Origin of the sequence: Brevibacterium sp. GP-SGM9 (assembly GCF_047300845.1) — a bacterium.
Classification (GTDB): Bacteria; Actinomycetota; Actinomycetes; order Actinomycetales; family Brevibacteriaceae; genus Brevibacterium.
The window spans coordinates 1,643,128-1,663,415 of record NZ_CP178563.1; the positions used below are offsets into that span (position 1 = coordinate 1,643,128).

The 20,288-nt window shown below is 67.5% G+C and carries 18 protein-coding genes; 6 read left to right on the top strand and 12 right to left on the bottom strand.

Annotation, left to right across the window (positions count from 1 at the left end):
• Nucleotides 1–265: 265 nt before the first annotated feature.
• A complete protein-coding gene (locus tag ACH82I_RS07560; protein WP_413336529.1) occupies nt 266–1,747 on the top strand; it encodes a phytoene desaturase family protein in 1,482 nt (493 codons plus the stop codon).
• Between the two features lie 29 nt (nt 1,748–1,776).
• On the opposite strand, the gene ACH82I_RS07565 is transcribed toward ACH82I_RS07560, so the two are convergent.
• Complete coding sequence (locus ACH82I_RS07565) at nt 1,777–3,108, bottom strand: hypothetical protein (protein ID WP_413336530.1); 1,332 nt, start codon at nt 3,106–3,108, stop codon at nt 1,777–1,779.
• A 112-nt stretch (nt 3,109–3,220) separates the two neighbouring features.
• Here ACH82I_RS07565 and ACH82I_RS07570 point away from each other — a divergent pair, with 112 nt between their 5' ends.
• Nucleotides 3,221–4,099 (top strand): AraC family transcriptional regulator, encoded by an 879-nt coding sequence (locus ACH82I_RS07570; protein WP_413336531.1) that lies wholly within the window; start codon nt 3,221–3,223, stop codon nt 4,097–4,099.
• Nucleotides 4,100–4,121: 22 nt separating this feature from the next.
• Here the strand turns inward: ACH82I_RS07570 and ACH82I_RS07575 are convergent, their stop codons facing one another.
• Nucleotides 4,122–5,105 (bottom strand): EamA family transporter, encoded by a 984-nt coding sequence (locus ACH82I_RS07575; protein ID WP_413336532.1) that lies wholly within the window; start codon nt 5,103–5,105, stop codon nt 4,122–4,124.
• Nucleotides 5,106–5,208: 103 nt separating this feature from the next.
• Here ACH82I_RS07575 and ACH82I_RS07580 point away from each other — a divergent pair, with 103 nt between their 5' ends.
• Nucleotides 5,209–6,135: a LysR family transcriptional regulator gene (locus tag ACH82I_RS07580; protein ID WP_413336533.1), complete on the top strand. Its 927-nt coding sequence runs from the start codon at nt 5,209–5,211 to the stop codon at nt 6,133–6,135.
• 22 nt (nt 6,136–6,157) lie between these two features.
• On the opposite strand, the gene ACH82I_RS07585 is transcribed toward ACH82I_RS07580, so the two are convergent.
• From ACH82I_RS07585 to ACH82I_RS07595, 3 genes are all read right to left on the bottom strand, one after another.
• Nucleotides 6,158–7,084 (bottom strand): hypothetical protein, encoded by a 927-nt coding sequence (locus ACH82I_RS07585; RefSeq protein WP_413336534.1) that lies wholly within the window; start codon nt 7,082–7,084, stop codon nt 6,158–6,160.
• Nucleotides 7,081–7,674 (bottom strand): hypothetical protein, encoded by a 594-nt coding sequence (locus ACH82I_RS07590; RefSeq protein WP_413336535.1) that lies wholly within the window; start codon nt 7,672–7,674, stop codon nt 7,081–7,083. The genes ACH82I_RS07585 and ACH82I_RS07590 overlap by 4 nt, the downstream gene beginning before the upstream one ends.
• 67 nt (nt 7,675–7,741) lie before the next feature.
• On the bottom strand, nt 7,742–8,557 hold the full coding sequence (locus tag ACH82I_RS07595; protein ID WP_413336536.1) for a hypothetical protein: 816 nt from the start codon (nt 8,555–8,557) through the stop codon (nt 7,742–7,744).
• Between the two features lie 104 nt (nt 8,558–8,661).
• On the opposite strand from ACH82I_RS07595, the gene ACH82I_RS07600 reads away from it, so the two are divergent.
• Nucleotides 8,662–8,916 carry a DUF3073 domain-containing protein gene (locus ACH82I_RS07600; protein ID WP_413336537.1) on the top strand — a complete coding sequence of 85 codons (255 nt, stop codon included), beginning with the start codon at nt 8,662–8,664 and terminating at the stop codon, nt 8,914–8,916.
• Nucleotides 8,917–9,027: 111 nt separating this feature from the next.
• Here the strand turns inward: ACH82I_RS07600 and purM are convergent, their stop codons facing one another.
• From purM to ACH82I_RS07615, 3 genes are read right to left on the bottom strand one after another with little or no spacing between them, the layout of a single operon-like run.
• Nucleotides 9,028–10,128: a phosphoribosylformylglycinamidine cyclo-ligase gene (gene purM, locus ACH82I_RS07605; RefSeq protein ID WP_413336538.1), complete on the bottom strand. Its 1,101-nt coding sequence runs from the start codon at nt 10,126–10,128 to the stop codon at nt 9,028–9,030.
• A 1-nt stretch (nt 10,129) separates the two neighbouring features.
• Nucleotides 10,130–11,611: an amidophosphoribosyltransferase gene (gene purF / locus ACH82I_RS07610; RefSeq protein ID WP_413336539.1), complete on the bottom strand. Its 1,482-nt coding sequence runs from the start codon at nt 11,609–11,611 to the stop codon at nt 10,130–10,132.
• A gap of 44 nt (nt 11,612–11,655) precedes the next feature.
• Nucleotides 11,656–12,219 (bottom strand): hypothetical protein, encoded by a 564-nt coding sequence (locus tag ACH82I_RS07615; protein WP_413336540.1) that lies wholly within the window; start codon nt 12,217–12,219, stop codon nt 11,656–11,658.
• Nucleotides 12,220–12,456: 237 nt separating this feature from the next.
• On the opposite strand from ACH82I_RS07615, the gene ACH82I_RS07620 reads away from it, so the two are divergent.
• Nucleotides 12,457–13,437 (top strand): universal stress protein, encoded by a 981-nt coding sequence (locus tag ACH82I_RS07620; RefSeq protein ID WP_230748012.1) that lies wholly within the window; start codon nt 12,457–12,459, stop codon nt 13,435–13,437.
• Nucleotides 13,438–13,593: 156 nt separating this feature from the next.
• Here ACH82I_RS07620 and ACH82I_RS07625 read toward each other — a convergent pair whose 3' ends face one another.
• From ACH82I_RS07625 to ACH82I_RS07640, 4 genes are all read right to left on the bottom strand, one after another.
• Complete coding sequence (locus tag ACH82I_RS07625) at nt 13,594–14,523, bottom strand: EamA family transporter (RefSeq protein ID WP_413336541.1); 930 nt, start codon at nt 14,521–14,523, stop codon at nt 13,594–13,596.
• Nucleotides 14,524–14,645: 122 nt separating this feature from the next.
• Nucleotides 14,646–16,088 (bottom strand): aldehyde dehydrogenase family protein, encoded by a 1,443-nt coding sequence (locus ACH82I_RS07630; RefSeq protein ID WP_413336542.1) that lies wholly within the window; start codon nt 16,086–16,088, stop codon nt 14,646–14,648.
• Nucleotides 16,085–16,486, bottom strand: coding sequence for a sterol carrier family protein (locus ACH82I_RS07635; RefSeq protein WP_230748018.1), 402 nt, complete (start codon nt 16,484–16,486; stop codon nt 16,085–16,087). Before ACH82I_RS07635 ends, ACH82I_RS07630 begins: the two co-directional genes overlap by 4 nt.
• Nucleotides 16,464–17,726, bottom strand: coding sequence for an asparaginase (locus ACH82I_RS07640; protein WP_230748020.1), 1,263 nt, complete (start codon nt 17,724–17,726; stop codon nt 16,464–16,466). The genes ACH82I_RS07635 and ACH82I_RS07640 overlap by 23 nt, the downstream gene beginning before the upstream one ends.
• 33 nt (nt 17,727–17,759) lie before the next feature.
• On the opposite strand from ACH82I_RS07640, the gene purD reads away from it, so the two are divergent.
• Nucleotides 17,760–20,030, top strand: a complete 2,271-nt coding sequence (purD, locus tag ACH82I_RS07645; protein ID WP_413336543.1) for a phosphoribosylamine--glycine ligase — start codon at nt 17,760–17,762, stop codon at nt 20,028–20,030.
• The last annotated feature ends 258 nt before the right edge of the window (nt 20,031–20,288 follow it).

Below are 20,288 nucleotides of genomic sequence, written 5' to 3' on the forward strand. Positions count from 1 at the left end.
CTGTTGACCACTATCACCTTTAGAACAGCCCACAGTGCGTCAGGACAGAGACTCGCATTCTTGCAGGACAGAAGAGATCACTGGCCCACGACTCCCAGCACGATTCATGCCGTCAGCTATCGGCACCGAAAAACCATAGGGCCACGTTCAGTCGGCGGGCAACGGCTCTACTTCGCAGAGGCCTCACCCTGGGAACGCGCCACCTGGGTCGTCGACAACACAGAGCTCGAGCACCCGTGCCTGTCCTCTGACCTAGACTGGCCCCATGAGCACTGAGGTTGATGCAGTCGTCGTCGGAACTGGTCCCAACGGGTTGGCCGCGGCGGTGACCCTGGCTCGCGCGGGCCTGTCCGTGCAGGTCTTCGAGGCTCAGCCCACCATCGGCGGCGGCGCCCGCACCCTCGACCTGGGCCTGGCCCCGGGAATCACCCACGACATCTGCTCGGCCGTCCACCCCCTCGCGATCTCGAGCCCCTTCTTCGTCGACTTCGACCTCCGTGCCCGAGGCATGGAATTGACCACCCCGGACATCTCCTATGCGCAGCCGCTCGACGGCAAACCCGCCGCGCTGGCATTTCACGATCTTGCGGAAACGGTCGACCACCTCGGCGCGGCCGGACCCGAATGGCACCGGTTCTTCGCTCCGCTGCTCGAGCGCGTCGACGACGCGATCTGGCTCTCTCTCGGCGACAAACGATCCGTGCCCGAGACCCTCCGCGACGTTCCCGGCATTGCCAACGTCGTGAAGTTCGGTCTCCGATTGCTGTCCCAGGCGAGCCCGGCGTGGAACATTCCGCTCTCGCACGAATCCACCCAGTCTCTGTTCACCGGCGTTGCCGCGCACGCGATCGGCGGGCTGCCGGGCATGGGCACGGCGGCGACGGCGACGATGCTCTCGACCGTGGCCCATGCCGCCGGCTGGCCCTCCCCCATCGGTGGGTCGCAGGTGATCATCGACCACCTCGTCGCCGACCTCGAAGCTCACGGCGGGACCGTCACCGCGGATGCGCGCATCGAGCATGTCTCGAACATGCCGGCGGCCCGCGCCTATCTGCTCGACACCTCAGCGCTGGGTGCAGCCCAGATCTTCTCCGGACTGCTGCCCACCCACGTCGACCGGGCGCTGCGCGGCTTCAGACAGGGCAATGCCGCGGCCAAGGTCGATTTCGTCCTCAACGGACCCGTCCCCTGGGCGGATCCGAACGTCAACCGGGCCGGAACCATCCACGTCGGCGGAACACGCGCGCAGATGGCCGCCGCCGAGGCGGATGTGATGAATGGACGGATGCCCGAGCACCCGGTCTGCCTGGTCTCCGACCCGACCATCTTCGACCCCACGCGTGAGGTGAACGGGCTGCGGCCGCTGTGGACGTATTGTCATGTGCCCTTCGACTGTCCGCTCGACCCGGCCGAGTACATCATCCGCCAGATGGAACGCTTCGCACCCGGGTTCCGCGACACGATCGTCGCCTACAATTCGATCCCCGCGTCCGAGATGGCCGGGCACAATCAGAACTACATCGGCGGGGACATCGCCACCGGCGTGGTGTCGTTCTACCGGATGATGGCGCGGCCGCGCACGAGCTGGGACAACTACAGCCTCGGCGTGCCCGGTGCCTACCTGTGCTCGGCGGCGACACCGCCGGCGCCCGGCGTCCACGGCATGAACGGCTGGTTCGCCGCCCGCCGTGCGCTGAAGAACCGATTCGGCATCAGTGAGGCACCGAGCCTGTCACCGCAGGCCTAAGCCACGTCCCCGCGAGGACGTTTCGGCTCTCAGCCAGTCGGCGTCTGCCTCCACGCATCTGCGTCGTTGTCGTAGACCCATTCGACCACCTCTGCGACTCCGGCGATGACGTCGTTCAGCCAATAGATCGTGTCCGGATTCCACCCCGCCATGAGACTTGCCGCCCGGTCATCCGTATCGCCGACCGTCGGACGTGACGGTGACTCCTCGACGAGGCTCGCGTCACCGACGTCGATGACGGCACCCGCCGAGCGCAGATAGCCGGCGGGACTGACGTGGATTCCGTCGAACTCCTCGGCCACGCGAGCCCAGTCCGGGATCACCCAGAGGCCCTTCCGGTCGGTCGTCTCGAACCACACGTGGCGGCGCTGCGCGGTGACGTCGAGTGGGAATCTGCGGCACAGCTGCGCCCAGTCCTCGGGGCGGTGGATCTCATAAATCCGGGCGTCGTCATTGATCCGCAGGCGACAGGCGCGTGCCCGTTCGAGACCGAAGTCATCCTCGACGAGGTCGAGACCGACCGGCTTCCCATCCGGCCACGTCCCGGTCGAGGACCAGAGGTCGTTCGGAGGAGCTGACTCCCACTCCCCGGAAACCTGCTGGTGGGGGCCCTTCGCGAACTCTCGCCTCCACCGGAGTTCAGCGACGAATGAGTCGGCGAGCCAGTGTCGCAGCAGGTCCGCCGAGGTGGCCCACGGCTCCGCGCCATCGACCGCGTCCATGTCCGCTCGCGCAATTCCGGCGAGTTCTGATCCGTTTGCCGGATCCACAGTGAACACCGCGGGCAGTCCGTTCCGTTGATCCTCATCGTCCCCGGCCGGTGCCCATTGTGATCTCACCACCGCGGAGTGCGGCCAGGAATCGAGGAGGCCGGAGTCGACGAGGGCCACCGCGAACGGCCGGAGTGCTCGGCGCACCGCGGGAAATCCTGCCAAGAGTGCGTCCGCATGCGGCGGCTGCCAGTACATCGCACCGGCGATGACTTCAGTCATTGCGCCGCGCAGGTCTGCCTGAGTCGGTTCGCGCGGTCGGATGGCCCCGAGTGTCTCGACCACCTCGGCGATGAGCGCGTTGAGGTCCTGCTTTTCGGGGCGGTCCCGCCGCAGTGGACGCTTTGAGCCGGACGTGTAAGTCACACCTGAGTTCCCGCGCTGCGCATCGATGCAGGACTGGGCTTCCCCTGCCGCCTGCCGGAATTCGATGTACCGACGATCGGCGTCGCTCCACGGTTCGCCTTCAGCAAGGCACCGCGGATCCGTCTCCCATACCGGTCGACCGGCGAGCCCGAACACCAGAGAACGTCCCCGCGGGGACGCCAGGAGCTCATCGGCGGTGAGGGAGTCGGGTGCGGATGAGTGCATGTCCCCATGCCTATGCGCCAGGCCCAAGTCGCACGCATGATTGAATCGGGCACAGATTGTCGGGCGGGACGACCCCGCATTCCGGAAGCATGGATGAGCGAAGGGAGAGATCGTGATCGCCGAACTCAACACGCTCATCGACATCATCGAGACGAGCCTGTCCGCCGACCCGGCCGAGGCCATCGAGATCAGCAGTTTGGCCGCGAGACTCGGAACGACCGAGTACCACCTGCGGCGAATGTTCTCCTCGCTGGCCGGAATGCCGCTCTCGGAGTACGTCCGCGGCCGGCGAATGACGATCGCCTCAGCTGAGGTCATCGCCGGCGAGGATCTGCTGAGCGTGGCGGTTCGATACGGCTACGGTTCGACCGAGGCCTTCGGCCGAGCCTTCCGTTCGGTGCACGGCATCGGTCCGTCCGAAGCCAGACGAAACGGTGGACCCCTTCACAGTCAACAATCGATCAGGTTCCGCCTGACCATCGAAGGGAACACAACTATGGACACCAGAATCATCGACAGACCAGCATTCTCACTCATCGGCCACTCGGCGCGGGTGCCGCTCATCCACGAGGGAGTCAATCCGCACATCCGCGACTTCCTCGAAACGATCCCGGTCGACGAACATCACCGTCTCAAGTCACTCTCGGAGTCCGAGCCCGCCGGGCCCCTCCAGGTCACAGACGGCGTCGACCCCGACTACCGCGAAGGCACCGAGCTGACCTACCTGCACGGGGTCGCGGTCCTGGCGACCGCCTCGGCGTCGGCAGACCTCGATGTCATCGACGTCCCCGCGGGGACGTGCGCGATCTTCACCGCGTCAGGAGCCTACCCGGCAATGCTCCAGGAGACGTGGGCGGCTACAGCCGCCGAATGGCTCCCCTCGAACCCCTGGCGACTGCGGCCGGGGCCATCGATCGTCTCCGTTCTCGAACGCGCCGAGGACTTCAGCACGGCGACGACGGAACTGTGGCTGCCCGTCGAACGCGAGTGATCGTGTACCCGCGGGGACGTTTTTACCGCGTCCCCGCGGGGACCTCGGCTCCGTCGCCCGCACCGTCCCGGGAATCGGGCGGAGGAAGTTCGGTCTCGTCGACCGGCACCACCTCGGCGGCGAGGATCTTCGCTCCCTTCGCCGCCTTGAGCCCGGCCCCCAGCACCCCGATGATGACCAGAGCCGCACCGCACAGCTCACCGAGGGTGACCCTCTCGCCGAGGAAGACGAAGGCCGCGCTCATGCCGGCGATGGGCACGAGCATCGAGAACGGAGCGACGACGCCGGCCGGGTTGCGGGCCATCAGCCACGACCAGATTCCCGATCCCAGAACCGTGGCGATGACGACGGTGTAGACGAGGCCGGCGAGGCCGAGCAGACCCGTGGGCGAATCGAGTCCGGTGAACGACCGGCCGATCCGCTCCGGTCCTTCGACGAGGAGCGAGAGGACGAACATCGGCACCGGCGGGACCACGGACATCCACATCGTGAACTTCACCGGCTCGGTGGAGTGGGCCTGCCGGTTGCAGGTGTTGCCGATCGCCCACCCGAAGGCTCCGGCGAGGGTGAGGAAGAAGGGCAGGAAGCTCGCCGAGGAGTCCAGGCGCTGCCAGCCGACGATGCCGAGTCCGGCCATGGCCACGAGCAGGAAGACCATCTGCGAGGCGCGGACCCGCTCCCGCAGGAACGTCATCCCCAACAGCACCGTGAAGGGCCCGGAGGCCTGGAGGACCAGCGAGGCCAGCCCGGCGGGCATTCCGGCGGCCATCGCCCAGTAGAGGAAGAGGAACTGTAGGAGCCCGAAACCGGCCCCGTAGCCGAGGATCCACCGGAACTTCACGTCCGGCTTCGGCACGAACAGCAGCGCAGGCACAGCCAGGAGGGCGAAGCGGACGGCGGCGAGCAGGAAGGGCGGGAACTGATCGAGCGAGAGATCGATCGCGAGGAAGTTCAGTCCCCACATGAGCGCCACCGAGGCGGCGAGAAGGCAGTGCTTGAGTGTCATGAACCCATTCTCGAAGTCACCGACCATTAACACAATCGATTGTTTCTAACCCGATGATGTAGCCACACTTCACAATCGCTGCCCGCACCCCTAGCCTTAAGCCATGGACCCAAGGCACCTCGAACTCCTCCGCGCCCTCGACGAACGCGGCAGCATCACCGCCGTGGCCGCAGCCACCTTCCGAACGCCCTCCGCGGTGTCCCAGCAGCTCAAGGCCGCCACCAGGGAGTTCGGGCACACGCTGGCCGAACCCGCAGGACGCGGCCTTCGACTCACCGCTGCCGGGCGCCTGCTGGCCGCCGGCGGTCGGGACGTGGCCACCGCGATCGCCGGCGTGCAGGCGGACTGGGAGGGCTACCTCGGCGAAGCCAGCGGAGAGGTCCACATCGCGGGCCTGCCCAGCGCCTTGAGCTACCTGCTGCCCCGCGCGCTGAGAGAGCTGCGGGAAACGAACCCGGCCATCACCCTGCACACCACGGACGTCGACCTCGCCGAACACGAGTTCGCGGGTCTGAGCTCCGATCACGACATCGTCATCGCCCACAGCCTCGTCTCCCGACGCCCCGCCGGAACGGACGGTCTCAGCGTCGAATCGCTGGCCAGGGAGCCCATCGACGTCGCCCTCTCCAACAGCCATCCGCTTGCGGACCGGACCGAGCTGAGCCCCGCCGATGTCGTCGACGTACCGTGGATCGGCGTGCCCCTCGGCTACCCCTTCGACACGATCCTCACCTCGATCGAGCACATCACGGGCCGCTCCCTCGACGTCACCCAACGCATCCGCGACAACCGTCTCATCGAATCCATCGTCGCCTCGAGCGAGCACCTCGCACTGCTGCCCCGTTTCACCACGCCCCGGGGCAGGGGCCTCACCCTCATCCCGCTGACCGGGGTGACGACCGAACGCTGGGTGGTCGCGGTGATGCGACCCGACACCGCCCGCCGAGCGGCCGTGCGCCGCGTGCTCGAGACCCTGCGCACGGGCACAGGCACGGCCACGAGCACAGCCACGGGCACAGCGGAGGCTTAGCCCGCACGAACACGGCGAAGGCTCAGCCCTCGAGGCTCCGGAATCGTTTCGGCACGAGCTTCTCCAAGGGCAGGAACGCCGCCCAGCAGATGACGGTCGGCAGGAAGTGGATGCCCAGCGCCAGGTAGGTCAGAAGGTGGAAGATGCAGAAGAAGATGACGACGCCGTAGAGCCACTTGCCCTTGACGAACAGGGCGATCGGCGAGAGGAACTCGAAGGCCAGCGTCGCCCATTGCCCGGCGATGAGGAATCCGGGCATCTCGAGGAAGGGCTTCGACCATTCGGCTCCGCGGCGCATCAGCGCCCAGATGATCACGGCCCCGTTGCCCCAGTGGGCGATGTTGCCCGAGGCGATCCACTTCATCACCGCCGAGTAGAAGTAGGTGAGCACGACCGAGACCTGCACGACGCGGAAGGCCCAACCGGCCCGCGTCGAGGTGGTCCGTCCCTCGCGGAACCGTGCGATTCCGATCGTCGGCAGCACCAGGGCGGCGATGACGAGAGCCATGTGGTCGTGGGCGACGTAGCCGTAGCCCTGGGTGTAGAACATCCACGTGCCGAAGGTGATCGCGACGATCCACCCGCTGATGCGCTGGAGGATCCCGGCGGCGGCGAGGAGTGAGAAGACGATGATGAAAGCCAGCAGAATCTGCGCGCCGAGGACGCTGACCGGTGGGAGGTGGAGGAACCGGGCCAGCCACAGCGGCTGGTAGAGGTCCGGGGTCCACCCGTGCGGGATGACGTCCCCGGAGATCGTGAGCACATCGATGATGATGAAGACGTAGATGAAGACCCGGAAGACCGCGACCCGGGCCAGAGGGATCTCGGGCATGAACCAGCGCAGGACCGGATTGCGGCGCTCCGCCTCGGCGGTGGTCAGGGTCTGTGTACCCGTGGGCTGCGTACCCGTGGGCTGTGTACCCGTGGTGGGTTCAGCGGAGTCGCTCACTGCACCTCCCAGGTCGCCAGGGTCTTGATCTCGGGTTCGCCGACGCTGCGGCCGTTCTCCAACTGGGTCACGGTGCGGCAGAGGATCATCGTCTCCGGCTTCGGCTCATCGGGGTGGAGGCGGACATAGGAGTCGGCCAGGGTCTGCAGCAGCTCCGGGTGGGTGACGACCCGGTCGATCTGGGATTCGATGTCGCCGCGTTCGATGCCGACCGTGGCGGTGTTGAAGCCGAGCCGACGCCGTTCGTCCTCGCCGGGGAACTCGGCGGCGATGCACGTAGAGTTCACGGTCCCGTTGAGATCCTTGGCCGTGGCGTACTGGGTGAGCGAGCCGAGCGGGAAGAAGTCATTGGTGTTGAGGAACTGTCCGCAGGTGAGGATGACGAAGGCCACCGCGGTCGCGCCGATGCGCCATCCGACCGAGACCCGCGACATCGGTGTGCGGCGGGCAGGCTTGAGACGCTTCTTCGATGCGGCCCCGGTGTCGGCGGTGCGACCATGACGGTCGGCGGCCCCGGTGTCGGCGGCCTCGGAATCCGGGCCGGCCGTGGGGTCGGTTCGGCTCAGAAGTCGATGCTTCTTCTCTTCCATGCGCGGTGGGGATCATTCTCTCGGGGCCCGGGGTACGCAGACTATCGTAGCTTCCCCGCCGCCGAGCTCAGGAGCTGCGGGCGTAGAGGTTGAGCTGCTCCCAGGCGGCCGCATACTTCTGGAACGCCGCCACCGCCGACTCGGAGTCGTCGTTGCTCAGCGCCGTCACCCAGGAGTCGACGAGTTCGGGGCCTTCGTTGGGCCAGAGCACATCGCTCATCCCGCCGAGGTCGAGTTCGAGCACCGAGTTCATATCGAAGCTGTCGATCCACTGCGCGAGGTTCGCGGTCTGCTCGACCATGTCGACGACCTTCGACTTGTCCGCGACGGTCTCGGCCGCCCACTCCATCCGCGCCGAGGCGGCCAGAATGTCTGTGCGGATGATCACTCTGGGTCCCGCCTCGGTGTCGTCGGTGATGATGGTGTCCTCGCTCAGCGAGAAGAACAGCCACCACGACGGCGGCACATCCCATGCCGAGACGCGGGTGAAGATGCGGGTGTCTTTGGCGTCCTGCACCCACTCGGCACGGTGGCTGGCCGCACGCCTGCGAGCGGACTTCGGAGCGATGATGTCGAGGGTGGCCTTCGAGGTGTGCTCGGTCAGCGATTCGAGCGCCTCCCACCCGCGGATGTCCTCCTGAGCAGGACAGAAGCGGTCCACCCCGTCCGCGCTCTGAGACGCCGGGAGGAAGATCGGAGTGTTCCGGAAGGAATCGGCGACGGGCCTCGGCGGCAGAGATATCAGGCGCTTGTCGGCGTCCCTCGAGATCTGGTCTTCGACCCGGGACCGGTTGTCTTCCACCTGCTTGTCTTGCAATTCGGAATGAACCACGGTGGGCTCGAAGATCCGCAGAGTGACAACGTAATCGCGACTGTAGGACATGCACTCAGCCTATCCAAGGTCGGGTCCCAAAATGGAACTTCCCAGTGCGAACAGGTAGGATTTAAGCGCATAGCAGAGATCTAGTCCGGGGCGGATCGCCCCACATGACGACGGAGGGGGTCACGCCAGTGGGTCGCGGCCGCGCAAAGGCAAAGCAGATCAAGGTAGCCCGGAAGCTCAAGTACTACAGCCCGGACACCGACCTGAATCGACTCCAGCAGGAACTGGGCGCCGATTCCTCGAAGGACGGCTCGTCCGATCCCTATGATGACGAACCGGACTACTCCGACTACGCCGATAAGTACAACGTCGACGATGATGACGACGAGTACGACGAATATTCGCAGCGGGAGTCGTAAGCGGTCTGCATCGACGCTTCACGGTCACGGCCGTTGAGCCGACGAACTTGAGATGAGGGCGGGGACTTCGGTCCCCGCCCTCACTGCATCGTCACTGTCGCTGAGTCCTGGTCACTGGAGGATCGCGGCACCGCCGTCGACGCCTTTGGCGCCCTGCACGTAGTCGAGTTCGCAAGCCAGCGAACCGTCATCGGCCACGACCTCACCGAGCACCCACGAACCGGGGCTGGCCGCGAGCACGCTGTCAGCGGACGCGGCATCGGCGACGAGAACCATACCCACGCCGAGGTTCCACGTGCGTTCGCGGTCTTCCCGCGGCACTCCGCCCAGCTCACCGAGGACCGAGAACACTGCGGGCACCTCCCACGAGGCTCGGGACATCTTCGCCACGAGACCCTGGGGAAGCACGCGGGCGACGTTCGCCGAGAGTCCGCCGCCGGTGACGTGCGAGACCGAATGAACGGCCCCGGGCAGTGCCGCGAAGAGGGCGTTGAGTTCGCCGGTGTAGACGTGGGTGGGAACGAGAAGCTCCTCACCCAGGCTCCGCCCGAACTCCTCGACGGACCGGTCGAGACCCCATCCCGCCTCGGCGATGATGTGCCTGACGAGGGAATACCCATTGGAATGGATGCCCGACGAGGGCAGACCGATGAGCACGTCGCCGGCCCTGACCTTCTCCGGGCCGAGCAGATCGGCGGCGTCGACGACGCCGGTGGCCGCACCTGCGACATCGTATTCGTCGACCCCGAGCAGCCCCGGGTGTTCGGCGGTCTCCCCGCCGACGAGGGCGACGTCGGCGCTGGCGCAGGCGTCTGCGATGCCGCGGACGATGTCGGCGATGCGTTCGGCCACAACCTTGCCGCAGGCGATGTAGTCGGTCATGAACAGCGGCTTCGCCCCGCACACGATGATATCGTCGACGACCATTCCCACGAGGTCGTAGCCGATGGTGTCGTGCTTATCCAGGGCCTGGGCGATCGCGACCTTGGTCCCCACTCCGTCGGTCGAGGACGCGAGGAGGGGGCGGTCGTAGTCCCTGAGCACGGAGACGTCGAAGAGTCCGGCGAAGCCGCCCATCCCGCCGACGACGTTGGCATTGTGCGTGGCCGAGACCGCGGACTTCATCAGCTCGACCGCGCGATCGCCGGCCTCGACGTCGACACCGGCTGAGGCGTAGGTGGTGGATTTCGGGGCGTCGGCTTCGGAACTCAACTCAGCATCCTTTGTCGGCGGGGGTGTTGTTGACGGGAATCGGGTATTCACCGGAGAAGCAGGCGGTGCACAGCTGGCTGCGCTCCTGCTGGGTTGCGGCGATCATGCCGTCGAGTGAGATGTAACCAAGCGAATCGGCGCCGAGGTTGTCCCGGATCTCATCGGTCGTCAGGCCGTTGGCGATGAGTTCGGCACGGGTGGCAAAGTCGATGCCGTAGAAGCACGGCCACTTCACCGGGGGTGAGGAGATGCGTACGTGGATCTCCTTCGCGCCTGCGGCACGCAGCATGCGGATCAGCGCCCGCTGGGTGTTGCCGCGCACGATCGAATCGTCGACGACGACGAGGCGTTTGCCCTCGATGTTCTCCCGCAGCGGGTTGAGCTTGAGCCGGATGCCCAGCTGGCGCAGCGTCTGCGAGGGTTGGATGAAGGTGCGGCCGACGTAGGCGTTCTTCATCAGTCCCTGTCCGAAGGGGATCCCGGACTGCTCGGCATAGCCGACGGCGGCCGGTGTTCCCGATTCGGGAGTGGCGATGACGAGGTCGGCGTCGACGGGGTACTCATCGGCGAGCTGGCGGCCCATCTGGGTTCTGGCGGCGTGGACGTTCTTGCCGTTGAGCATGCTGTCGGGGCGGGCCAGGTAGACGTACTCGAACACGCAGCGGGCGTGCTCGGCCTCGGCGAAGCGATAGGAGCGCAGCCCGTCCTCGTCGATGGCGATGAGCTCACCGGGTTCGACGTCGCGGACGAAGGTGGCACCGACGATGTCGAGGGCCGCGGTCTCCGAGGCCACGACCCAGCCGTTCTCCAGCCGACCCAGCGACAGGGGGCGGACCCCGTGCCGGTCGCGGGCGGCGTAGAGCGTGTTCTCGTCCATGAACGCCAGCGAGAACGCGCCGTCGACCTTGGGCAGCAGCGTCAGCGCCGCCTCGGTGAGGTCGGCTCCGCCTTCGGTCGCGAACAGCTCGGTGACCAGCGAGGTGTCGTTCGAGGAATCACGGAAGGGTCTTGTTCGGGCGGTCTTCTTCGTGGCCTCTTCGACGAGCTTCGTGGCATCGTCGCGGCGGCCGTCGGCCATCGCCTCGAGCTCGTCGTAGTTCGTCAGGTTTCCGTTGTGCGCGAGCGCCACGGTGCCGAAGGGGGTCGGCCCGAGGGTCGGTTGGGCGTTCTCGAACGAGGGCGAACCCGTCGTCGAATAGCGCGTGTGCCCCAGAGCGATGTGCCCCTGCAGCAGATCCAGGTCGCGTTCGTGGAAGACCTGTGAGACCAGGCCCATATCGCGATAGATGAGGATCTGTTTGCCGTTGCTGGCGGCGATGCCCGCGGATTCCTGTCCGCGATGCTGCAGGGCGTAGAGCCCGAAGTAGGTGAGTTTGGCGGTTTCCTCGCCGGGGGCCCAGACTCCGAATACTCCGCATTCATCCTGCGGTCCACGGTCCAGGGGGTCGATTTCGTGCGTCAGCTGCCCGTCTCCTCTTGCCACGCGTGAAATTGTCTCACATCGCCGCGGTCGATTCTCACGCGTGATCAGACTGTGGAACCGGGCTCCTGGCTCCGGGGCCTCTCATCGGGCTCGACCGCCTCGGCGTCGGTGGGTTCCCCGCCGTGCTCGGACGATGCGGAATCGGCGGAACCGGAGGCGACACCGGCGACATCAGAGTCAGTCGCATCGGGAGCGGAGGGGTCGGCCATGTCCGGAACGGAATGGTCGGTCGCATCGGGAGCGTCGGGGCCGGCAGAGTCGGTTGCATCGGGATCCTCGCCCCGCATCTCGGCGAGGCGACGGCGCGCGATCTCTTTCGGATCATCGACCATATCGATCTGCGCCTCGACCCGGAACTGCTTGGCCCGACGCCGACCGATCCAGTCGAGGATGAGGGCGAGCAACCCACCGAGGAAGAGACCGCCGACACCGAGGACGAGCAGCATCAGCCCGAGCCCTTTGGACACGGTGTAGCCGGTGGGCATCGCAGCAGGGTCGACGAACAGTGCGAGTACACCTGTGACCACGACGCCGAGGACCGCCCCGAGACCCATGAATACCGAGTACTTGGGGCTGCGACGAACGGCGACGTCGATCTGGTCCTTCATGATCTCCTTGGGCGATGCGGGGTCTGCTCCGGGTCGGATGCCCGGCTGAACACGTCGCGGACAGTCTAATCGAGATCTCCTGAGCCGGTTCTCAGGCAGTCCCGATGGTCCGTCCTCGTCTCACCTTCGGTCTCATCCCCGGTCACAGCCCCCAATAATCCGTGCCGATCCCATAAACTGGGGACAGGCACCAGATCAAGCACGCCGAACCGGACACCCACTCACGAAGGCTTGGACATGTCTCATACGATCATCGTCGGCATCGACGGCTCCACCAACAGCCAGTGTGCTCTCACCTGGGCGATCCGCCATGCGCGGCTGACCTCCGCCGAGATCCGGCTTGTATCCGCATACACGGTGCCCGGGGTGAATATGAGCCAGGCCGACATCGTCTATCCCGCCGACTTCGACACTGCGGTCAAGAAATCGGTCCATGACATCACCGAGGCGGCCGCGGAGCTCGTCACCGAGGCCGGGGTTCCCGTGTCGACGATGGTGGCCCCCGGGGATGCTTCCGGGGTGATGGTCGAGAACTCGAAGAACGCCGATCTCGCCGTCATCGGCGCCCGCGGCCGCGGCGGATTCGCCGGTCGGCTGCTCGGCTCCGTGGCTCTGGCAATGCCCGCCCACGCCCACTGCCCGACCGTGGTGATTCCGAGCACCTGGCCGGAGCGGGTGATGCCCGAGACTCCGCTGCCCATCGAGCTGCCGGTCCGTTCCTCGAACGCGCAGACCGTGTCCGCAGGTTCCGGTGCCGAGCGCCCCGTGTTCTCCGGTGAGGTCGTGGCCGGGATCGATCCGTTCGAGACGGACACCCCCGTTCTGCGTGAGGCTGCGGCGCAGGCGCGGTTCTACGGACTGCCGCTCCACCTCGTCGGAGTCACCGCCACCCACATCCTCTCCCCCGAATGGCTGCCGAGCGAAGAGCATCTGACCAAGATGTACGACGAAGCGGCGACGGCGAGCGAATTGGCCGCAGCGAGTCTGGCCGAAGACTTCGCCGAGGTGGCCGTCCGCTGGTCGGTCTTCGACGCCCCGTCCACCGAGGTCCTCGTCAGCGCCACCTATTCCGCCGAGCTCATGGTCATCGGCTCCCGCGGCCGCGGCGGCTTCATCTCGACGATCCTCGGCTCGACCTCCCAGGGTGTGCTCTCCCATGCGGTGTGCCCGGTCCGAGTCGTCCGCGTCACCCGCCGCAAGCCCACCCGCCGCCGGTAGGGTCCGGCTGACGCTGAGCACCTGCCGGTCGCGCGGCCGCACCAACCGCTTGCCAGAAGACCCAGCGTAGTGAACTAGTCCGTAGCGCAGGGTCTTCTGGCAAGCGGTTGCCGCGGAGGCAGCGGTTGCGGTTGCGGTGGCGACAGCCAGCGGGGCTCAGCCGAGGGCGATGAGGGCGATGCCGGCGACGACGATCACGGCCCCGATGAGCTTCGCCGCGATGTTCCTCTCCCCGAAGAACCACCAGGCCAGCAGGGTGCCGACGATGATCGAGGTCTCCCGCACCGGGGCGACGAGAGCCACCGGCGCCCGCTGCATCGCATAGAGCACGAGCAGGTACGCCAGGGGCGAGAGGATCGCGACCGTGACCAGCGCTCTCTTGTGCTCGCGGAGGATCGAGAGGAAGTCGGCCCGCCGCCCCGCGCCGCCGGGGACGGTGACGATGCCCGCTGCCATGATGATCGCCACGCAGGATTCGGAGACGGCGAAGTAGAGCAGCGGCGAATCCGTGATGTGGTTGACCGCGAAGTCATCCCACAGGGTGTAGCAGGCGATGAACGCCCCGATCAGTCCGCCCCAGGCCAGGCCGCGACGGACCCCGGACGCATGCGGGGAGGCATCGGCAGTCGCGGCGGTATCCACGCGCTGCCGGCTCGGCACTCCCCGCGGACGCATCGTGACGACCGCGATGCCGGCGATGACGACGAAGCCGCCGAGCATCTCCGGGATCGTCGGCCGCTCGCCGAGGAAGGCCACGGCGATGATGATCGTGATCACCGGCCCGATCCCCCGGGCGGCCGGATACACCACTCCCAGCGGAGCATGGTCGTAGCCGGACTGCAGAGAGACCGAGTAGGCGATGTGGAAGATCGCCGAGAGCACCGCCACCGCTACGAGTCCCCAGTTGAGGGTGTGCGCACCGGAAACGAGCAGCCAGATCGCGATCGGGGCGAGCAGGAGAGCGGAGAGCCCGTGATAGGCCAGGACGAAGGCATACCCCTTCCCGGACACGGACTTCGCCGCAAGATTCCACAGGGCGTGGGCGAACGAGGCGCCGAGGACCAGAGCGAGGACAGCAGGAGTCATCGAGACACGCGACCATGCGGCGGCGCAGGTACACGACCACGCAGCGGCGCGAGCCTCGGCTCCACCGCAGGCCCCGCCCCCACCGCGACGCCCGTGCCGGCCGACCTCACAGCTTCACGGCCTCACAGCTTCACGGCGACGGTCTTCGTCTGCGTGTATTCGTCGAAGGCTTCAATGGACTTCTCGCGCCCGTAGCCGGACTTCTTGAAACCGCCGAAGGGCAGCTCGACTCCCCCACCGGCACCATAGGTGTTGACGAAGATCTGTCCGGCATCCACCTCGGCGGCGACCCGGTGTGCCCGGGAGATGTTCTGGGTCCACATGGCCGAGATCAGCCCGTAATCGGTGCCGTTGGCCAGGGCCACGGCCTCCTCCTCGTCACCGAAGGTCATGGCCACGACCACGGGGCCGAAGATCTCCTCCTGGGCGATCGTCGAACCGGGTGACACATTGTCCACGAGGGTGGGACGGACGAAAGCCCCGCCGGCGAGGTCGGCGGCCAGCCCTTCGGGCCGGGTGCCGCCGGTGATGATCTGGCCGCTGCCGACCTGGGACAGGAAGCCCTCGACCCGGGACTGCTGCTTCGCGGAGACGAGCGGGCCGAGCATCGGATCGTCGAGGCCGTAGCCGATGGTCACCTGCTCCATCGCTGCCGCCATCTTCTCGACCACCTCGGCGTGGACGTCCTGGGCGACGATGAGCCGGGACCCGGCCGAGCAGGTCTGACCGGCGTTCTGGATGATCGACCGGACCAGGGACGGGATCGCGGCGTCGATGTCGGCATCGGCGAAGACGATGTTCGCGGACTTGCCGCCGAGCTCGAGGACCGTCGGCACCACCCGATCCGCGGCGGCGTGGGCGATGGCCGAGCCGATCTGCGTGGACCCGACGAACCCGAGATGCGCCACTCCGGGGTGGGCGGACAGGGCGGCTCCGGCTTCGGCCCCGAGCCCGGTGACCACGTTGAACGCCCCGGCGGGGAAGCCCACGGAATGGATGAGTTCGGCCAGCCGCACGGTCGAGCGCGGAGTCTCGTCGGCGGGTTTGGCGACCGCGCAGTTGCCGGTGGCCAGGGAGGTCGCCGCCGCCCGGCCGATGAGCTGCAGCGGATAGTTCCAGGCCACGATGTGCCCGGTCACCCCATAGGGTTCGCGGCGAGTGTAGACGTGCATGTCCTCACCGAGCGGGATCTGATGCCCGTAGTACGACTCGATGGTGTGACCGTAGAACTCGAAGTAGCGGGCGCAGACATCGACGTCGGCGTAGGCCTGGGTCAGGGGTTTGCCGGTGTCCTCGGATTCGAGCCGGGCGAGCTCGTCACGGTTGGCCCGGACCACCTCGGCGGTGGCCACGAGCAGCTTCGAGCGCTGCTCGGGACTCGAGCGCTTCCACTCCTGCTGCGCCCGGGCGGCGGCCTTGACCGCACGGTCGACCTCGTCGGCCCCACCGCGGGAGACGTCGCCGAGGTGGTCGCCCGTGGCCGGGTCGATGTTGGCGTAGGTGGTCAGGGAGGGAACATGGCGACCCCCGATGAAGGAGGTGGTCTGGGTGATCTGCGCGCTCATCGTCGGCCTTCCAGTTCTTCCCGGGTGTACAGGGGGACGAAATCTCCGATGTCGGCGCGGGTGCCCGAGGCGTCGACCCGGCCTTCGGCGAGCGCGGCAGAGAAGTCGGTCGCTCCGGTCACGATCTCCAGCCACACCTGTGCGGAGGTCTCGACGACGTTCGGCGGGGTCCCGCGAGTGTGCCGGGGCCCGGGAATGCACTGGGTGACGCCGAAGGGCGGGACCCGAACCTCGACGCTGTTGCCCTCGGCGCGGTCGGCGAGCTCCTCGAGCGTGAACCGCACGGCCGTGGCCAGGGTCGCCCGATCAGCCGGCACCGCGTCTGTGTGCGCGTGCGCCACCCACATCTCGAGGGCGTTGCGCCCCTCGACAGGGTCAATTCTTCTGCGAATCGCCATCAGTCCGTCTCCCTCTCGATCCTTGGCTCACATCTTCACCCAGGTCGGTGCGCCCGACAACCGCCGTCCGCCCCTCGGAATCCGCGCCGCCGGTGACGGGCTCGGTGATCGCCGCGATCACTTGCGCCAGCAGTTCCTCGGTGATGACGGGATCCGACGCCGAGGCGGCCCCGTCCTCGGCGCCCGCACCTGACCGGGCGAAGGCTCCCGCCTTCTCGAGCAGCCGCAGCGCCACGAGTCCCGTGGCTCGGGAGGATCCGTCGAGGCATTTGAGTGCCACCGAGTAGCCGGTCTTCGTGGCCATGACGATGACGCCTTCGGCTCCGCCCTTGGCGAAGACGCCGAGGCGGTCGATGACCGTGGAGTTCGGTCGCCCATGTCCCTCGATCGCCCAGGGGTGGGCGAAGACTGCGTCGATGAGGGTGCGGGCCTCGGCAGCGTAGGCCGTGTAAACCGTGTAGTCAGACGATGATTCCGGCGCCGAGGCGGTGCCCGGGTCGACGTCGTCCGCGACGGACCCGTCCACCCCGTCCGCGCCGTGCCGGTTCACCCCGTCCGCGACGGACCCGTCGCCGCTGCCCAAGCGCACGACCCGGCCGATCGCTCTCGCGAGTCCGAGCAGGCTGAGCGCGAACACCGGGGCACCGCAGCCGTCGATGCCCACGGCCGCGGGAGTCTCGTCCGCGAAGGTCTCGACCACCTCGGCGACCTTGGCCTGGACCGGATGTGCCGGGTCGAGGTAGTCGGCGGTCCTGGCCCCCTGGGCGACGGCGGCTGCGAGGAAGGCCGCGTGCTTGCCGGAGCAGTTGAAGTACAGGCGCGACTTCGGGTCGATGAGTCCCGACTCCCCGCTGAAGCCTTTGGCCTGGAGGCTGCGCCGGAAGGACCCGTCGGCCGGATGGGCGGAGGGGCATCTGAGGTCCGAGTCGGTCAGACCGACATCGGCGAGCATCCGCTCGACGACCTCGACGTGCCCGGCCTCGGACTTGTGGGAGGCACTCGCCAGCGCGGCCGAGACGCCCTCGAGGCGCGCACCGAGGCTCATCGCCGCGATCGCCTGCAACGGTTTGAGGCTCGAACGGGTGAAGACGGGGACGGCGGGCGCGCCGAGGCTCAGCACCGGTGAACCACTGGGATCGAGGACGACGGCGGATCCGATGTGCCGGGATTCGACGAATCCGCCGCGGATGACCACGGCGAGTTCGGCCGCCTCGGCGGGGGTGAAGGTGGAACGAGTCACGCACTCAAGCCTACGACCTTATAGGCTGGTGGTGTGAAGGTTCTTGTCATCGGTTCGGGCTCCCGTGAACACGCCCTCGTCCTTGCTCTCTCCCGCGACCCCCAGGTCGACGCCGTCATCGCCGCTCCCGGCAACCCCGGGATCGCGCAGATCGCCCACACCGAGGCGGTCGATGCGAACGATGCCGCCGCCGTGACCGCGTTGGCGGAGACCCTCGACGTCGACCTCGTCGTCATCGGGCCCGAAGCTCCGCTGGTCGCCGGGGTCGCCGACGCCCTGCGGGAGGCGTCGTTCCCGGTCTTCGGCCCCAGCTCCCACGCCGCGGCGCTCGAGGGTTCGAAGGCCTTCGCGAAGGAGATCATGGAGTCCGCCGGCGTGCCCACCGCCCGTGCGGTGGTCGCCTACTCCGTCGACGAGGCGGCCGCGGCCCTGGCCGAATTCGGTGCCCCGCACGTGGTCAAGGCCGATGGCCTGGCCGCCGGCAAGGGCGTCGTCGTCACCTCCGATCGCCATGAGGCCCTGGCGCATGCCACCTCCTGCCTCGAGGTCTCCGACCGGGTCGTCATCGAGGACTATCTCGACGGCCCCGAGGTCTCCCTCTTCGTCCTCTGCGACGGGCAGCACACCCTGCCCTTGGCTCCCGCGCAGGACTTCAAGCGCATCGGCGACGGCGACACCGGCCCGAACACCGGCGGCATGGGCGCCTACTCCCCGCTGCCATGGCTGCCCGCCGGCACTGTCGATGAGATCGTGTCCACCGTCGCCCAGCCGGTCGTCGACGAGATGACCAAGCGCGGCACCCCGTTCGTCGGATTGCTCTACTGCGGTCTGGCGCTGACCTCGAAGGGCCTGCGCGTCGTCGAGTTCAACGTCCGCTTCGGCGACCCGGAGACCCAGTCGGTGCTCGCGCGTCTGGCCTCCCCGCTGGGCCAGACCATGCTCGCCGCCGCCGAGGGTCGTCTCGACGAGGTGGGCGAACTCGAGTGGGATCCGCGCACCTCGGTGACCGTGGTCATGGCCGCCGAGAACTATCCGGGCACACCTTCGGCCGGCGACATCATCCGCGGTCTCGAAACCGCCGACGGACTCGATGACATCAGCGTCCTCCACGCCGGCACCGCCCTGGCCACCGGCCCGAGCGGCGGGTTCGCCCCCGAGGATGCCGTGATCACCGAGGACATCGCCGAGACCGGCGACATCGTCACCTCCGGCGGGCGCGTGCTCTCCGTGGTCTCTCTGGGCACCGACCTCGACGAGGCACGGGCCAAGGCCTATGCGGCCGTGGACGAGATCCGATGGGACGGTGAGCAGCACCGGACCGATATCGCCGAGGCGGCCGCCCGGGGACGCATCCAACTGCCCGAGATCTACGGGGAGCCGGCAACCACCTCGGCGCCGGCGACCGGACTCGACACGAACGCCCCCGAGCTGCCGGGCTGGACGCACGTGTACTCGGGCAAGGTCCGCGACCTCTACATCCCCGAGGGTGCCGCCGATGCGGCCTCGGCCGAGCGGCTGCTCATGGTCGCCTCCGACCGCATCTCCGCCTACGACTGGGTGCTCGACACCGAGATCCCCGACAAGGGCAAGGTGCTCACCGGACTGAGCCTGTGGTGGTTCGACCAGCTCGCCGAGCTCATCGGCAACCACGTCATCAGCTCCGATGTGCCCGCCGCCGTGGCCGGACGGGGACTGATCGTGAAGAACCTGTCGATGATCCCCGTCGAATGCGTGGCCCGCGGCTACCTCACGGGTTCGGGCATGGCCGACTATCAGGCGACCGGCTCCGTGTGCGGCATCCGCCTGCCCGCAGGACTCGTCGAGGCCGACCGTCTCGAACCGCCGATCTTCACCCCCGCGACGAAGGCGGAGCTCGGCGATCACGACGAGAACGTCAGCTTCGACCAGGTCGCCGAGACCATCGGGGATGGCACCGCCTCGGTGATCCGCGATCTCACGATCGAGATCTACCAGCGTGCCGAGGCCATCGCCCGCGAGCGCGGCATCGTCCTCGCCGACACGAAGTTCGAGTTCGGGACGCTGCCCGACGGCACGGTCGTGCTCGGCGATGAGGTGCTCACCCCCGACTCCTCCCGCTTCTGGGACGCCTCGAGGTACCAGGCGGGACAGGCGCAGGCGAGCTTCGACAAACAGTTCGTCCGCGACTGGCTGACCACCGAATCCGGGTGGGACAAGTCCTCTGACACTCCTCCCCCGGCCCTGCCCGCCGAGGTGGTCGAGAAGACCCGCGCCCGCTACATCGAGGCCTTCGAGAAGCTCACCGGAGAGACGTTCCCCGGCTGAGTGCTCACCGCGGAGCGAATCCCGCTCCCCTGACCTATCGGCGCAGGCGAGAGCACTGCCCACCCGCCCGCGATAACCGCACCTACGGATACTGATCCCGCACCCGGTAAACGCTCCCGCTGAAACTTCCGACTCCGCAAACCGTCTCACACAACGGATTCGGTGGATTCCACCTCGGCGGTGGGCTAAGGTGTTCCGTTAGTGACCGGGAACACACTCCCCGGTCCGGTCGACGACACGGCGAGTCATGCTCCCGCA

Coding starts and splice junctions, on each gene's coding strand:
- ACH82I_RS07560 (WP_413336529.1), top strand. CDS start 266: ATGAGCACTGAGGTTGATGCAGTCGTCGTCGGAACTGGTCCCAACGGG.
- ACH82I_RS07590 (WP_413336535.1), bottom strand. CDS start 7,674: ATGGAAGAGAAGAAGCATCGACTTCTGAGCCGAACCGACCCCACGGCC.
- ACH82I_RS07615 (WP_413336540.1), bottom strand. CDS start 12,219: ATGAAGGACCAGATCGACGTCGCCGTTCGTCGCAGCCCCAAGTACTCG.
- ACH82I_RS07595 (WP_413336536.1), bottom strand. CDS start 8,557: ATGTCCTACAGTCGCGATTACGTTGTCACTCTGCGGATCTTCGAGCCC.
- ACH82I_RS07580 (WP_413336533.1), top strand. CDS start 5,209: ATGGACCCAAGGCACCTCGAACTCCTCCGCGCCCTCGACGAACGCGGC.
- ACH82I_RS07635 (WP_230748018.1), bottom strand. CDS start 16,486: ATGGCGATTCGCAGAAGAATTGACCCTGTCGAGGGGCGCAACGCCCTC.
- ACH82I_RS07620 (WP_230748012.1), top strand. CDS start 12,457: ATGTCTCATACGATCATCGTCGGCATCGACGGCTCCACCAACAGCCAG.
- ACH82I_RS07625 (WP_413336541.1), bottom strand. CDS start 14,523: ATGACTCCTGCTGTCCTCGCTCTGGTCCTCGGCGCCTCGTTCGCCCAC.
- ACH82I_RS07600 (WP_413336537.1), top strand. CDS start 8,662: ATGACGACGGAGGGGGTCACGCCAGTGGGTCGCGGCCGCGCAAAGGCA.
- ACH82I_RS07575 (WP_413336532.1), bottom strand. CDS start 5,105: ATGACACTCAAGCACTGCCTTCTCGCCGCCTCGGTGGCGCTCATGTGG.
- ACH82I_RS07630 (WP_413336542.1), bottom strand. CDS start 16,088: ATGAGCGCGCAGATCACCCAGACCACCTCCTTCATCGGGGGTCGCCAT.
- ACH82I_RS07565 (WP_413336530.1), bottom strand. CDS start 3,108: ATGCACTCATCCGCACCCGACTCCCTCACCGCCGATGAGCTCCTGGCG.